We start from the raw sequence: 15,612 nt of genomic DNA, 5'->3' as shown, positions 1-15,612 counted from the left end.
ACTAAAAAATAAGGGTAAGTGTGACAAAACATAATATTTTCTGTCATCTTAGTTAAGTCAATCATCAAACGTAATAATTATCATGAAGTATTTGCACCATTTTTTGGTACTTTTTCTATTTCCTATTTTTAGTATTGCACAAGATTCCACAAAAGTTGTCACAAAAAGAATATACACTACTAAACCACTTAACAATAATGAAGCGCCTAATATCGATGGAATTATTGATGATTCGAGTTGGGATATTGCAGAATGGACCGGAGATTTTATTGAAAGCCAACCTGATGAAAATACACCTCCTGATCAACAAACCAAATTCAAAATTCTATATGATCAGAAATATTTATATGTAGCATATCGGTGTTATGATAAAGAGCCAAGCAAGATTGAAAAAAGATTATCGAGAAGAGATGGTTTTGCTGGAGATAGAATCACGATTATATTAGACACCTATCATGATAAGAGAACTGCTTTTTCATTTACCATAACAGCTGCAGGAGTAAAAGGAGATGAGTTTGTGAGTCAAAATGGCGATAATTGGGACGAAAGTTGGAACCCAATTTGGTATGCAGCTTCAAAAATAGATGCAGAAGGGTGGACGGCCGAAGTTAAAATTCCTCTAAGCCAGTTGAAATTTGGTAACGATAAAGAGCAAATTTGGGGATTTCAAGTAACACGACTTATTTTTAGAAAAGATGAGCGTTCTGGATGGCAACGTATACCAGCTGATGCCCCCGGTTTTGTAAGTGAGTTTGGCGAATTGCACGGATTGATTGATATTGAACCGCAGAAACAATTGGAAATCCAGCCCTTTGCTGTTACGCAGTTAGATACATATCCTGAAGAAGAAGGGAACCCTTTTAGAGATGGTCAAGATTTTAAACTGAATGGTGGTTTGGATGCTAAAATTGGTGTTACGAATGATTTAACGCTGGATTTAACCGTAAATCCGGATTTTGGACAAGTTGAAGCTGATCCTGCTGCAATAGCCTTAGATGGATTTCAGATTTTCTTTAGAGAACAGAGGCCCTTTTTTGTAGAAAACAAGAATATATTTGATTACCGATTTGCTAATGGATTTGATAATGTATTCTATTCTCGAAGAATTGGTAGAAATCCACAAGGGTCTTTTACTGAATTAGATGGAGAATTTGTTGATAGTCCTACTAATACTACTATGTTGGGTGCAGCTAAGTTTAGTGGAAAAACCAAAAACGGATGGTCAATAGGGGTGTTAGAAAGTGTTACAGAGCGAGAAATTGCTAAAATTGAAGATGAAAATGGAAATCGACGAGAAGCTGTCGTAGAACCCCTTACAAATTATTTTGTAGGTAGAATCCAAAAAGATTTCAACGAACGAAATACATATATCGGTGGAATTTTTACATCAACCAATCGTAGTTTGGGAGATCCCTTTGAAATTGATGAAGAAAACCCAAATACAGATCAAACATCTGAACTAGTAGGGACAAGAGAAAACAACCTAAATATTCTACGAAAATCAGCTTATACTGGAGGGTTGGATTTTAGACATAATTGGAAAAACAGAAAATATTTTATTGAAGGAAATATAGTAACAAGTCATGTAGAAGGTTCTAAAGAGGCTATAGAAGAAACCCAGAATGAGCTTACTCACCTTTTTCAACGTGTAGATGCAGATCATGTATCCGTAGATCCCAATCGAACTTCACTTACCGGAACCGGTGGTAAACTGGTAGGGGGACGATCAGGTGGTGGAAACTGGCGTTATAATGCAGGGGTCTTTTGGCGATCTCCCGAACTTGAATTGAATGATGTTGGTTTTTTACGGCAGGCAGACGAAATACGACAATTTGTTAATGCGCGATACTTGTTTTTAAAACCTACAAAGTTGTATCGAAGGGCTAATATTTTTGTAGAGCAATTCTCTACCTATGATTTTGAAGGAAATTACAATCGCATTCAATATGAGTTTAACGGATTTATCAATTATAAGAACAATTGGTGGACCGAATTAGGTTTTGGACACAAGCCACGTATTTTTACGAATACATTTTTACGTGGTGGGCCACGTTGGAGATTTTCTGATGAAAATTTTGTGTTTTTGTTTTTTGGTTCAGACCAAAGAAAAAAATTCAATTTTACCATAGGGCATGTTAACGCATCTGCACAGCAAAATAATTTTTCGTTTCAGCGATATGTATTAAGGCTTAATTATCAGCCGTTTGATGCTTTTAGCATGTCGGTTAATCCAGAGTTTGAACGAAATCCAAATAAAACACAGTATGTGACAGAAACCGATTTTAATGGTACTCCAAGATATATTACTGCACGAATTGATCAGCAGACCTTAAGTGCAAGTATTCGGTTAAATTATAATATCAACCCTAATCTAACCATACAGTATTATGGTCAACCTTTTATATCCAGAGGTAGATATACTGATTTTAATTATGTAAATAACCCTATTGCCAAAGATCTTGCTGAGCGAGTAACTTTGTATGATCAAAATCAGATTTCTTTTGCAAATGAAGAGTATTCTGTAGATGAAAATAGAGACGGTACTGTTGATTATACTTTTGATGATCCTGATTTTGCATTTGTTCAATTTAGATCAAATCTAGTATTACGTTGGGAGTATATTCCTGGTTCAGAGATATTTTTGGTTTGGTCACAAGGTATAACGGGAGATGGGGTGCCGTCTGATCATCTATTTAGAAGTTTGAATAATCAAATCCTAGATCAACAACCAGATAATACATTCTTGATTAAAGCAACCTATAGATTTGTTTTGTAAGTATATGGGTTCATAACAGTTGTAAAAAACTTTTTACTCTCATTATTTTAAGTGTATTTTGCAACTGTTTAGAATATCGTAGTATGAAATTATTTTACGTTGCATGTATTGCTGTTTTCTTAGGCGCTTGTACTAATTCACAACCTAAAGAAGAGGAAAGTCTAGCAGAGAATAAAAGTCTCAACCTTTCAGAAAAAGATTCTCTGTCATTTTTTCTAGACCATTATGAGAAGTTTTTTGCTACTAATTTTAATGTTTCTGAGTGTCCTGGAGCAGCTATAGTTATTGTTAAAGATTCTACAGTAGTTTATAAAAAAGGATTTGGAGTAAAAGAAATCCATACACAAGATTCTGTTGATGTTCATACGGTGTTTAGAATAGCAAGTTTGTCAAAAGGTGTAACTGCGGTACTTGCAGGTAATTTGGTTGATCATAATGAGTTGCGATGGGATCAAAGGGTTAAAGAATCTGTGCAGACATTTAACTTAAAGGATAAAGAACAGGCAGATAGGCTTCAGGTTAACCATTTATTATCTCATACTACAGGCTTGTATAAATACACCTTTACCAAACTTATTCAAAGAGGTTTGTCGATTGACAGAATCATTAATAGCTTCAGAAGAAAAGGAGTTGTGGCCAGTGAAGGGGTAGATTATGAATATCAAAATGCAATGTTTTCTGTTATTGAAAAAGTAATGGAGAATCAAACCAAAAAATCGTTTGAAACTTTGTTAAAAGAAAGGGTGTTTGATCCGGCAAAAATGGTTACCGCATCGAGCACTTTTTCAGACATTAAAAATAGCACAAATGTGGCGCTACCACATTCTTATAATCACTATTCAAAAAAATATAAGTTAGATAAACTGCATAAAAACTATTATAATGTTGCAGCGGCAGGGGGTGTTAATGCTTCAATTTCTGATATGGGAGAGTATCTAAAAATATTATTAGGATATCGCCCTGATATTATTTCAAAAGAAAGTCTTGCTGATATTTTTAATCCAATTATCTGTACCAGTAATAAGGATACCTATGTAAATTTATGGGATGGAGTTACAGATTCGTATTATGCTATGGGTTGGCGAATTTTGGACTACAGAGGTCGAAGAATTGTATATCACGGAGGTAATGTAAATCAATACAAAACACAGTTGCTTATCGATCCTGATAACAATATTGGAATTTGTGTTTTATTTAATGCTCCTAATCCATTTAACGGACCTGTAATGCCAACTTTTTTAAACTATTATGATTTTTATCTGGACATGAAAAATAAGTAATCCCCACCAATTTGAATCAGCAGGGATTATTGATCAAATAATATTTTTTACGTGGTTTAGCGAGGTCCAGGTCCTCCTACTCATGGTACTTCTTCTAGAACTATAATATCAACCTCTCCAGAAATCGATAGGTCGTTTCCTGTTTCATTGCTATCTCCCGCAACATCAAAAGAAAATGAGAATACCAAATTATGAGTATCTTCATTAAAACTATAATTTGTGATAACAAAATTAGTTACTCCAGCATCAGTATTAGAAAATTCACCATCGTCTATTACAACATATTTAAAGTCGTCAGAAATAATAGCGTAGTCATCTACTTCTAATGAAAAATCGATAGCTTCATCATCCTGGCCTGGATTTGTAATGTCCAAATCTAATTCAACTAATGTTTCTTGATAAACATCATCGGGTGCGCTTAAAAATCTAACAGCGTCAAAAGAAATTTCAGAATCACTTACTTCTACTGAAGAATTTTCGTCTAATTGATCCCCTTCTATCGCTGTATATTTAAATTCTGCTGTGTCTAAGAACGCAACGTCATCAGGTCTGATTCCTTCAAAAGTAATTGTAATGCTTCCAAATTGTGTTAGTTCGTCAAAACCAACCCCGTTTTCTCCATTAATTCCCGCAATACCATCGATACCATTTTCTCCATCAAGACCATTAATACCGTTGATACCATCTTCACCTTCGCAATTTGTTAAGAGCATTCCTAAAGCACAAATGGCTATACTTTTTAAGTAGTTTTTTTTCATTCTTTTTTGTTTTAATAATTAGAAAACCTGTTAAATTTTAAGTAAAATATTGAAGGCGCAAATTTGAAGAACCTGTTATTGATTAGGAATACGTAGCACCACGTATTTGTAGAATTTGACAGATGAAATGCTTTTAGAAAGTAAAAGAGTGCTAAAAAAAAGACCTCCTAGGTTTCAAAGCCTGAGAGGTCTAATTGTTTTTATCGCAAAAACGAATAACTTTTATTTTCTAATGTGCTTCCAGCCAATTATTGCCAAGACCAAGATCAACATCCAGTGGAACGGCAAGGGTATATGCATTCTCCATTTCGGTTTTGATCAAAGTTTTGATTTCTTCGAGCTCTGGTTTAAACACATCAAAAACCAATTCATCATGCACTTGTAATAGCATTTTGGTTTTAAATTCTTTCTCTTTTAGTTTTTTATGGATGTTAATCATCGCTATTTTAATAATATCTGCCGCACTACCTTGTATTGGCGCATTTACAGCATTTCTTTCAGCGGCCCCTCGAACCACGGCATTGGCAGAATTAATATCTTTTAAATACCTGCGTCTGCCTAAAACTGTTTGTACATATCCATTTTCTCGGGCAAAATCTACTTGCTCACTCATATAGTTACGTAACTTTGGATAGGTTTTGTAATAGGTGTCAATCAATTCTTTGGCTTCTTTACGAGAGAGGCTGGTTTGATTGCTTAATCCAAAGGCAGAAACTCCATAAATAATTCCAAAATTCACGGTTTTAGCATTACCCCGTTGTTCTCTGCTTACTTCGCTTATGGGAACATTAAAAACTTTTGCTGCTGTAGAGGCATGAATATCTTCTCCATTTTTGAAGGCCTCTATCATAGTTTCTTCTTCACTTAGAGCGGCAATGATTCGCAGTTCTATTTGAGAGTAATCGGCTGCTAATAGTGTATACTCATCACTTCGAGGAATAAATGCTTTTCTAACCTGTCTTCCGCGTTCGGTACGTATGGGGATGTTTTGTAAGTTAGGATTATTAGAACTTAATCGACCTGTAGCCGCAACGGTTTGCATATAGTCAGTATGAACTCTGCCTGTGTTCTCATTGACTTGGGTAGGTAAAGCATCCACATAGGTGCTCTTTAACTTCGATAACCCTCTAAAATCTAATATGTTTTGGATAATCTCATGATCCTTGGCTAAATAGGATAATACATCTTCAGCGGTAGAGTATTGACCAGTTTTGGTCTTTTTTGGTTTGTCTACCAGTTTCATTTTTTCAAATAAAATAACTCCTAATTGTTTAGGCGAAGCAATATTAAATTCTTCTCCCGCTTCCCTATAAATTTTTGCCTCTAATGCTTTAATGTCCTCATCTAATTCATTTGAAAGCGAGTTTAAAAACTCTTTATCCAGATTAATCCCTTCGATTTCCATATCGGCCAAAACTCGTAATAATGGGATTTCAATATTTTCAAATAGGGATACATTATTTGCTTCTTTAAGTTCTGGTGCAAAGTGTTCTTTTAATTGGAATGTAATATCGGCATCTTCTACCGCATATTCGGTTTGTTGATCTATGGGTACTTGCCTAAAGGATAGTTGGTTTTTGCCTTTTTTTCCAATAAGTTCTGTTATAGAAACAGGGGTGTAGTTCAGGTAAGTTTCAGAAAGCACATCCATATTATGTCTCATATCTGGATTAATAAGGTAATGTGCTAACATGGTGTCAAATATATTTCCTTTAACTTCTATACCGTATTTGGCAAGCACTTTAATATCGTATTTTAAATTCTGGCCAATTTTTGAAATAGTTGAAGCTTCAAAGAAAGGGCGTAATTGCTCAATCAATTGCTGGGCTTCATTTCGATCCTCTGGGAAAGGAATATAAAATCCTTTACCTGATTCCCATGAAAATGCAATACCTACCAATTCTGCAGTGAGTGGATCAAGTCCGGTGGTTTCTGTGTCAAAGCAAACGCTTTCTTGTTTCAATATGTTTTGAAGAAATAGTTTCATAGCCATTCCTGGGGCTACACTTTGATAAAAATGCTCAGTATTAGTTATGGTTTTTCTGCTAGAATATGATTCGGTTTCTGTTGTGTCCCCTGCATCACCAAACAGAGAAAATTGACCTGCTCCAGCTTGTGTTTTTTGTTTTTTTGTTGTCGAAGTACTACTGGTTTGAGTAGTTGCGGTGTCTTCTCCTGAAAAAATCTTGATGAATTGATCTTTTAGTCGTCTAAACTCAAGTTCTTCAAAAATTTCATGTACTTTTTTAGCATCTGGCTCAGAAAGCTCATAGTCATTAGCATTAAAAGTTACATCACAATCGGTTATGATGGTAGCTAATTTTTTAGAAAGAAGTCCTAGTTCAGCGTTAGCTTCAACTTTTTCTTTCATTTTTCCTTTTAACTGATCCGTGTTGGCTAGTAGTCCTTCCATAGACCCATAAGCTGCCAAGAATTTTTTTGCAGTTTTATCTCCTACTCCTGGTAGTCCTGGTATATTGTCTACTGCATCCCCCATCATTCCTAAATAGTCGATTACCTGTTCTGGTCTTTCTATTTCAAATCTTTTTTGAACTTCTGGAATGCCCCAAATCTCGATACCATTTCCCATTCGGGCTGGCCGATACATAAAAATGTTTTCTGAAACTAACTGTGCATAATCCTTATCAGGGGTTACCATATAGGTTTGATATCCTTCTTTCTCGGCTTGTTTTGCTATCGTTCCTATAAGATCATCTGCCTCTACACCGGCACGCTCGATTATAGGAATGTGCATTGCTTTGAGTATATCTTGAATGATTGGTACTGCAATTTTGATGGCCTCTGGGGTTTCGTCACGATTAGCTTTGTATTCTGGAAAAATTTCCAAACGATCTTTACTTCCTTCTTTATCAAATGCAACGGCAAGATGATCTGGTTTTTCTCTTTTTATAACATCAAACAAAGAGTTTACAAAGCCCAATACAGCAGATGTATCCTGGCCTTTAGAGTTAATTCTTGGATTTTTAATAAGAGCATAATATCCTCGAAAAATTAAAGCGAAAGCATCCAGAAGAAAAAGACGTTTTTGTGACATGACGTAAGTAAATTTTTAGAAATGCAATATAAAAAGAAGATTATTCAAAATGGTTCTAAAATATAGAATAAATATAAAAAGAAATGCCGTCAAAAACTGACGGCATTTCGCCCCAAAATAAAATTGATAACAATGTATCAACTGCTATAAATACGGTAGTAATTTTTTATATATAAAATAGATTTTTTATCATTGATCTATATGTTCTTGCAGAATATATTTAGACGAAGTTACAAATAATAATTATACTTCTAAAAGAAATTACTAAGATTTATGATTTTATAAAGAGTTGCTTTTAGCTGTATTTTGGTGTTTTTGACGTAAGATATCGTTAATTTTAACTTAAAAACACCTAGAAATTAAAAAGGAGAGATAGTTTTGCTTAGTTAATAAATTTGAATGTGTTATGCGTTGGTTAATACCGATTTTTTTATATGTCCTTCTAGAAGTTTATGCCTTTCAGGTGGTAAAAACAATGACTAAAAACCTGTGGTTACAAATCGGGTACTTTGTATTATCATTATTAATTTTGGGATATGTTATCTATATTTTTGCAAATTATGATAGGAGTGTAGGGCCTACCAAATATACATTGAGAGCTAGTGGGTTGTTGTTGTTAACCATAGTTCCGAAGTTGATCTTGGTTTTATTTATGTTTGGCGAGGATATTATTAGAGTATGTATAGCTGGATATACCTATTTGACCAATACTTTTTTTGAAGGAACTGCGACCGAGTACCTGCCGGATCGCAGGAAGTTTATTAGTCAAATCGCTTTAGGAGTTGCTGCTATACCTTTTGCCGGACTCTTGCATGGTATTTTTAGAGGTAAATATAATTTTAAGGTCATACGGCATGTATTGCACTTTGATGATTTGCCAGCTGCATTTGATGGATTTAGGATTACCCAAATTTCAGATATACATTCTGGAAGTTTTGATGATGCTGCAAAAATTGAGTATGCTGTTGATTTAATTAATGAACAAGAGTCAGATCTTCTTCTTTTTACGGGAGATATTGTAAATACAGTAGCAGAAGAAATGGATGATTGGATAGACACGTTTAAACGTATTAAAAACCCTAAATACGGAAAGTACTCTGTTTTAGGAAATCATGATTATGGAGAGTATGTAACTTGGAATAGCCAGGAAGAAAAAGAAGCCAATTTCAATGCAATAAAGGATATTCATAATAAAATTGATTTTAATCTGTTACTTAATGATAGCGCTTTTGTTGAAAAGGATGGGGAGCGTATTGCTGTAATAGGTGTAGAAAATTGGGGGCATAACTTTAAAAAGGCTGGGGATTTGACTAAAGCCTCAAAGAAAGTGGCTCAAGAGGATTTTAAAGTTTTATTAAGTCATGACCCCTCACATTGGGAGCACGAAGTAAAGAAGCATACTGATCATTATCACCTTACGCTGAGTGGTCATACACACGGGTTTCAATTCGGGATTGAGATTCCGGGATTTATACGATGGAGTCCAGTACAATATGTGTATAAACAATGGGCAGGAATGTATGACGAAATGGGGCGTTATTTAAATGTAAATCGAGGGTTTGGTTTTCATGCCTTTCCGGGAAGGGTTGGAATTTGGCCAGAGATTACAGTAATAGAATTAAGAAAAAAGACGCAACTTTCTTAATTCTCAGAAAGTAGTATATTTACAATGGTTTAAGGGCTGATTAGTTAATTTAAATCGCCTAGAACATAAAAGTTTTTGAACATGTCAAAGTTTGGAGATATAATTGGTATTGATGTTCCTGTTTTGTTGGATTTTTATACCGAATGGAATGAGCCTTCTTTAGCAATGCATCCTGTATTGAAAGATGTAGCAGCTGCACTTGGTGATAAAGGTAAAGTAATAAAGATAGATGTTGATAAGAATGAAGAGTTAGCTACAGCACTTCGTATCAAAGGGCTTCCTACATTAATGATTTATAAACAAGGAGAAATGGTTTGGCGACAAAGTGGAGAGCAAGACGCCAATACATTGATTGGTCTCATGAAAGAGTATGTTTAATGCTCTATTTTATCAAAAATATATCCTCTTTCTGTAAAATAATCTAATACCTTTGGTAAGGTGTACTTCAAGTTTTTTGAAGCTTTTATACTATCATGAAATACAATAATACTGCCTTGAGACGTGTTTTGAATTACATTTTGAAAACACTGTTCTTTTGATACTGTTTTATCCCAGTCTTTTGATAATATATCCCAAAGAATAATTTTATATCCTAATTTTTCTAATGTTTTAAATTTAGAATAACTTACTTGTCCGTATGGAGGTCTAAATAATTTTGTGCTGGATCTCAAAGTAGAATGTTCCTCGATAATATCCTGGCAATCTATTATGTTTTTAAGATACGTTTTTGGATCATTTTTCCATGCTTTTAAATGATTCATGGTATGGTTTCCGATGGCATGATCACTTGAAAGGATTTTTTTAAAAATATCGGGATGTTTCTTAATGTTTTCTCCTATACAAAAAAAAGTCGCTTTTGCTTCAAATTTATGAAGTTCTTCTAATACAAACTCTGTAACATCAGGTATAGGACCATCATCAAAGGTGAGGTATATTTTTTTTTCGTTTTTGTTATAGAAATCCCAAGTATAAGTTGAGAAAAATTGTTTTAGAACCTTGGGTGTTTTATTTGGAATCAAGTCCACCTTATAAAAAATAAAAAGGCGGGGTTTGCCCGCCTGTATAATTACTTAGAAATGGTATCTAAAGAATCCAAACCTTGTTCTTGATTTTGAAATTCTTTAATTAAATCTTCTTCTTGTTTTTTTATCTCTTCTTCATCATAGCCTTCATCTGCAGAATATAGCCTGGTAAATAATCCCAGGTATTTATTAAATTCATCTGCTTTTACTTCTATCATATCTCTGTCTTGATTGACTAATAATAAGTCAACTACACTGCGATAGCGTTCTACATTGGTAACAATGTCTTCGGCATAGTGATATTGATCCTTAAGTTCTAAACTTCCAAAATACGTCAGTTGTTCTTGGTATTTCTTGGCTATTTTTTCCCAAAGATCACGGGCCTTTTCCTTTTCGCCTATTTGATAATATCCGGTAACATAGGCTTCTAGTAGTGTGTAATATTCGTAATATTCTATTGGCATTTTATCCATCGCCAAGTCCATAATAACTTTGGCTTTGTCCTTTTTACCCTCTTGAATCAGAGCTTCAACCAGTCTGGCAAGATTGCTTCTGTATGTAATAGCGTTTCTTCTGGTTTCGGGATCGTGATATATGTTTGGATCATTGCTGTTACCCCAATCCCAACTAGTAACATTTTTATACATTAGGTCGGTGTCAATTCTACCCATATCAAATGGATTTCTAGGGTCTTGTTTTGTACGGATAGGTACTAATTTATATGTTACGCCATCTAATTGCAGATAATCCTTCATCCATAAAAAGTCATCGTCACCGTAGCTTCCACCTGTAAAATATATAGGGCGTTCCCAATTGTTATTGGCAATAATATCTAACATTAACAATCTGTTTTTGAATAAAAGATCACCTTTTAGATGGATGTCTATATAGGGCACAATAAGATCAGCATCTTTTTGAGAAACAATTCCACTTTTAAGCACTGCTTGTTTGTCAACTGGTATTCTAATGTGTTTTGTAGGAAAGGTGTTTACTTTTTTTCCACTGCTGAGATCACCTTTGGTTCTTGGGTCATCGGTTTGTATCCATCGCATCCAGTTTTTAATTAACATGGTGTCTTTTGTAACCGGTTTATAATAAATGGCGTCATTATTTCCCCATTTATAAAAATCATGGGTTAATTGTGATGGAATTGGCTTGCCTTTATAGGCCGCTCTTTTCATTTGGTCTATATACCAATCTGTAGCAAAAAGACTAGTATTTACTGTTCGAACATCGGTTCTATATGCTTCGATCTCCTGAGCATACCACAAGGCAAAGGTATCGTTATCTCCAATAGTAAAAAGTATAGCATCTTCTTGACAGGATTGAAGATACATTTTTGCCATTGATTGTGCTGTGTATCGATTGGAACGATCATGGTCATCCCAATTCTCTGAGGCTAATAGTACTGGAACGGCCAACAGACATACTGCTGTTACAATAGGAGCAAGAAGTTTTGGTTTTAAATATTCTTTTAGTAAATCAAATAATGCATACACTCCAAAACCTATCCATATTGCAAATACATAAAAAGATCCGACCAATGCATAATCTCGTTCTCTAGGCTCAAAAGGTCTTTCGTTTAGATATACTTTAAGAGCTAAGCCGGTAAATAAGAAAAAGACAAGGAGTACCCAAAAGTATTTTTTGTCACGTTGAAACATAAATACAAATCCAATTAATCCTAGAAGCAAAGGAAGGAAGTAGTAGGTGTTTCTGGCCTTATTTTTTAGGGTATCCGTTGGTAAGTTATCTTGTGAGCCTAGTCGCGCTTCGTCAATAAATTTGATTCCACTAAGCCAGTTTCCTTCTAGATTCGTAAGTCTACCTTGGTTGTCATCTTGTCTTCCTACAAAATTCCACATAAAATAACGCCAGTACATATACCCCATTTGGTATTCAAACAGGTAGGTGACGTTATCCCAAAAAGAAGGTTTCTCTACATTAAGGTAGTTGCCAAATGATTGAAGAAACTTATGATAATCATCATTATCCAATTTGCCACTTGCATATTCTCTTCTAAATTGAGTAACAGCATTTAATAGTTCATCTTCATCTTGATACTCTGGTTTTATTGTAAATTTTAGAGGCCCTGTAAACTCCATATAATTAGCAATATGCTCGGTGCTCCACATTCTTGGTAATATTGCCTTGTGGGCGTTGTCAAGATTTTGTCTTGCGTTTTTCCAGTCATTTACTATTACATATTTGCCTGTTTTAGAATCTTTCTCGTATTTAGGTTTATCATCTTCGTAAGGATTGTTTTCATCTAAACCAGCATAGATCTCTGTAAACTGTGGTCCGTAAAAAAGATGAGTTTCAGGGTACTGTTCCAAGTTATAGTATGCCAAAAGTTCTCTGGCATTATTAGGGTTGTTTTCGTTTATTACGGTACCAGCATTAGCTCTTATTGGTAGCATAATCCAACTTGAAAATCCAATAAGGATAAACATAACACACAGTAATAATGTGTTTAGCTGTGGGTATTCTTTTTTTCGGGTGTATTTTATTGCGTAATAAAAAGCCGCTACAATAATAAGTCCGGCAATTATTGTTCCTGAGTTAAAAGGAAGTCCTATGGTGTTTATAAAAAAGACTTCGGCTGCACCAAAGAATTTTAAAGTTGAAGGTAGTAGTAATTTAAAAATAAATAAAAGTATAGCGACTACGGTTACATTGGCTATAATGAAGTTTTTTAATGTAATTTCTTTATAATTCTTAAAGTAATATAATAACCCTATTGCTGGGATCGATAATAAGCCCATAAAATGAACCCCAAATGATAATCCTACAATAAAGGAGATTAAAATCAACCATTTGTTTCCTCTAGGGGTATGCATATCTCTTTCCCATAAAAGTCCTAGATAAAAAAGAACAGATAATATACATGTGGCCATGGCATAAACTTCGGCTTCTACAGCATTAAACCAAAAGCTGTCTGTAAATGTAAATGCTAATGAACCGACCAGAGCACTACCTAATACGGCTAATGCTTTTCCTTGTGTAAATTCTTCATCTTTTACAATGAGTTTCTTTACCAAAATTGTAATAGACCAAAACATAAATAGTATGGCAAATGCACTAGCAAATGCAGAAGTCATGTTTACCATCAACGCTATTTGGGTATTATCTGTAGCAAATGCACTAGCAAATGCACCAATCATCTGAAATATAGGTGCACCTGGTGGGTGCCCTACTTGCAGTTTCGATGAAGTTGCGATGTATTCTCCTGCATCCCAAAAACTGGCCGTAGGTTCTACAGTCATCGAGTATACACATAAAGCAATGGCAAAAACTACCCAGCCTAATATTTTATTCCACTTAGTAAAGTTGAATGTGTTCATAAGATTTTATCGGTTATATAACGTGTGGCGAATTTAGTAATAAAAATACTTTCCCTTTAGTTTTTTTAGCAAACGCTTAACAGAAGTTTATATTATTGCGTCTTTAATATTATGTGGATTTATATCTTTAGAGGGTTTTGGTAAATATTTTTTAAAAAAATGTTTGCAGAGCCAAAAGAATGTTTTAAATTTGCACCCGCAATGACGCATTGGTCTATGGTGTAACTGGCAACACGTCTGGTTTTGGTCCAGAAGAGTCTAGGTTCGAGCCCTAGTAGACCAACATAAATTGAAGGAATTAGTTTTAGTCTAGTTCCTTCTTTTTTTTGGAATAAAAATTATTTGGGCGAGAAGTTTATGCTGAGCGCTAGTTGAAGGGAGCCCTAGTAGACCAACATAAAAGGAACAACTAATTTATAGTTGTTCCTTTTTTTATTTTGTAAGGATAATATAAGAAATTTGTAAGCAATATAGGCTTAGTCTAGTAAAGAAAAGATGGAGCTAAGTTTCTTTTTTATGATAAGATATGTTTGATATTGGTCTTTAAAATGACATAATCAAAAAGGAGTAACGATTAATTGTTACTCCTTTTTTTGTTTTAGAACGAACATGGGATATGGTTAAGGGAGTTTTTCCCTCCAGGGTAATTATTAAGGTATTGATTATATTTTAAAAGTCAATACAGGTCGCTTGGCATGGTTTACAACATCTTCGCCTAAACTACCATTGATGAAGTGAGATATACCCTTTCTACCATGTGTACTTATTCCGATCATTCCTGCTTTGATCGAATCTGCAAAATTTAAAATCCCTTTTTCGACAGTAATATCATTATAGATGTTTAGCGTGTAATTATTGATACCTAAACCAGAGATCATTTTGTTCATTTTTTCTTCGGTTTCATACGTGGTTTTAAATCCATTTGCAGTATTGATCCAAACAAGATGAAGTTTTGCTCTAATTGAATTGGCAAACTCGTTTGCGGCCAGTAAAGAAGGTTTGTCTTCGTCATCAAAGTTTGTGGCATATACAAAATCTTTTACTTCAAAAATTTCGCAATCCTCTTTAATAACTAGTACAGGTATTTTTGAAGTACGAACAATTTTTTCTGCATTTGAACCTATAAATAACTCTTCAAAACCCGTAGAGCCATGAGATCCCATTATTATAATGTCTGCATTGTTTTTGGTGCTAGACTCAATAATGCCATGCATTACATCTTCAAAACTTACAGTTTCGATAACTTCGATGTCTTTCAAATAGTCTTGCTCTAATACTTCTTCAAATTTTTTGTGGGTTTGTTTCATGAAAAAAACAGCTTCGGGAGCTGGGGCTGGAGCACCAGAAGACATTAAGTCCGTTAAATGCATAGGGAGCTCTAAAATGTGTAATAAATAAATTTTGGCATTATTCTTTTTTGCAATTTGAGCGGCAACCTTTAAGGCACTTTCAGCTTGTTTAGAAAAATCTGTAGGCACTAGTATACTTTTAATCATAATATTGCTTTTTTTTGAGAAGTTAGTTAATAATGCTTTGCTGTTTTAGAATTTGTAAGCTTGTAAAAAGATGAAAGCCTTTGGTGTTAGAAATATAAATTCCTGTATATCAAAAGAAACCATCTTGTAGGATATCTTAAATTTACAAAATAAATTCATTCATTGCGGTATTTTGTATATAAGATATTATTACTATCTTTGCACCGTTGAAATTAAAAAACCAGGATGAGGGGACG

Annotated in this window: 9 protein-coding genes and 1 tRNA gene; 5 read left to right on the top strand and 5 right to left on the bottom strand. The window is 34.3% G+C overall.

From position 1 onward, the window contains the following. Positions 1-82: 82 nt before the first annotated feature. Together JJQ60_RS09305 and JJQ60_RS09300 are read left to right on the top strand one after the other, a co-directional pair. Positions 83-2,776 (top strand): DUF5916 domain-containing protein, encoded by a 2,694-nt coding sequence (locus JJQ60_RS09305; RefSeq protein ID WP_201918964.1) that lies wholly within the window; start codon positions 83-85, stop codon positions 2,774-2,776. A gap of 83 nt (positions 2,777-2,859) precedes the next feature. Then, positions 2,860-4,056 carry a serine hydrolase domain-containing protein gene (locus JJQ60_RS09300; protein ID WP_201918962.1) on the top strand — a complete coding sequence of 399 codons (1,197 nt, stop codon included), beginning with the start codon at positions 2,860-2,862 and terminating at the stop codon, positions 4,054-4,056. 80 nt (positions 4,057-4,136) lie between these two features. On the opposite strand, the gene JJQ60_RS09295 is transcribed toward JJQ60_RS09300, so the two are convergent. Both JJQ60_RS09295 and polA read right to left on the bottom strand, forming a co-directional pair. Beyond that, positions 4,137-4,814, bottom strand: a complete 678-nt coding sequence (locus JJQ60_RS09295; protein ID WP_201918960.1) for a hypothetical protein — start codon at positions 4,812-4,814, stop codon at positions 4,137-4,139. A gap of 229 nt (positions 4,815-5,043) precedes the next feature. Next, positions 5,044-7,869: a DNA polymerase I gene (gene polA / locus JJQ60_RS09290; protein WP_201918958.1), complete on the bottom strand. Its 2,826-nt coding sequence runs from the start codon at positions 7,867-7,869 to the stop codon at positions 5,044-5,046. 406 nt (positions 7,870-8,275) lie between these two features. Between polA and JJQ60_RS09285 the strand changes: the two genes are divergently transcribed. Together JJQ60_RS09285 and JJQ60_RS09280 are read left to right on the top strand one after the other, a co-directional pair. Continuing rightward, positions 8,276-9,514: a metallophosphoesterase gene (locus JJQ60_RS09285; RefSeq protein ID WP_201918956.1), complete on the top strand. Its 1,239-nt coding sequence runs from the start codon at positions 8,276-8,278 to the stop codon at positions 9,512-9,514. An 81-nt stretch (positions 9,515-9,595) separates the two neighbouring features. After that, positions 9,596-9,892: a thioredoxin family protein gene (locus JJQ60_RS09280; RefSeq protein ID WP_201918954.1), complete on the top strand. Its 297-nt coding sequence runs from the start codon at positions 9,596-9,598 to the stop codon at positions 9,890-9,892. On the opposite strand, the gene JJQ60_RS09275 is transcribed toward JJQ60_RS09280, so the two are convergent. Together JJQ60_RS09275 and JJQ60_RS09270 are read right to left on the bottom strand one after the other, a co-directional pair. After that, the gene (locus JJQ60_RS09275; protein WP_201918953.1) at positions 9,889-10,539 is read right to left on the bottom strand and encodes a polysaccharide deacetylase family protein; all 651 of its coding nucleotides are present in this window, start codon (positions 10,537-10,539) and stop codon (positions 9,889-9,891) included. The genes JJQ60_RS09280 and JJQ60_RS09275 overlap by 4 nt on opposite strands. 41 nt (positions 10,540-10,580) lie before the next feature. After that, positions 10,581-13,880, bottom strand: coding sequence for a glycosyltransferase family 117 protein (locus tag JJQ60_RS09270; RefSeq protein WP_201918951.1), 3,300 nt, complete (start codon positions 13,878-13,880; stop codon positions 10,581-10,583). Positions 13,881-14,090: 210 nt separating this feature from the next. Between JJQ60_RS09270 and JJQ60_RS09265 the strand changes: the two genes are divergently transcribed. Further along, positions 14,091-14,163 (top strand) — tRNA-Gln (locus JJQ60_RS09265). A gap of 379 nt (positions 14,164-14,542) precedes the next feature. On the opposite strand, the gene JJQ60_RS09260 is transcribed toward JJQ60_RS09265, so the two are convergent. Continuing rightward, positions 14,543-15,376, bottom strand: a complete 834-nt coding sequence (locus JJQ60_RS09260; RefSeq protein ID WP_236669079.1) for a universal stress protein — start codon at positions 15,374-15,376, stop codon at positions 14,543-14,545. Between the last annotated feature and the right edge of the window lie 236 nt (positions 15,377-15,612).

Source organism: Aquimarina mytili (genome assembly GCF_016735115.1).
GTDB classification, from domain to species: domain Bacteria; phylum Bacteroidota; class Bacteroidia; order Flavobacteriales; family Flavobacteriaceae; genus Aquimarina; species Aquimarina mytili.
This window is presented reverse-complemented; position numbering and strand designations above follow the sequence as displayed.

Coding starts and splice junctions, on each gene's coding strand:
- JJQ60_RS09260 (WP_236669079.1), bottom strand. CDS start 15,376: ATGATTAAAAGTATACTAGTGCCTACAGATTTTTCTAAACAAGCTGAA.
- JJQ60_RS09280 (WP_201918954.1), top strand. CDS start 9,596: ATGTCAAAGTTTGGAGATATAATTGGTATTGATGTTCCTGTTTTGTTG.
- polA (WP_201918958.1), bottom strand. CDS start 7,869: ATGTCACAAAAACGTCTTTTTCTTCTGGATGCTTTCGCTTTAATTTTT.
- JJQ60_RS09305 (WP_201918964.1), top strand. CDS start 83: ATGAAGTATTTGCACCATTTTTTGGTACTTTTTCTATTTCCTATTTTT.
- JJQ60_RS09295 (WP_201918960.1), bottom strand. CDS start 4,814: ATGAAAAAAAACTACTTAAAAAGTATAGCCATTTGTGCTTTAGGAATG.
- JJQ60_RS09300 (WP_201918962.1), top strand. CDS start 2,860: ATGAAATTATTTTACGTTGCATGTATTGCTGTTTTCTTAGGCGCTTGT.
- JJQ60_RS09285 (WP_201918956.1), top strand. CDS start 8,276: ATGCGTTGGTTAATACCGATTTTTTTATATGTCCTTCTAGAAGTTTAT.
- JJQ60_RS09270 (WP_201918951.1), bottom strand. CDS start 13,880: ATGAACACATTCAACTTTACTAAGTGGAATAAAATATTAGGCTGGGTA.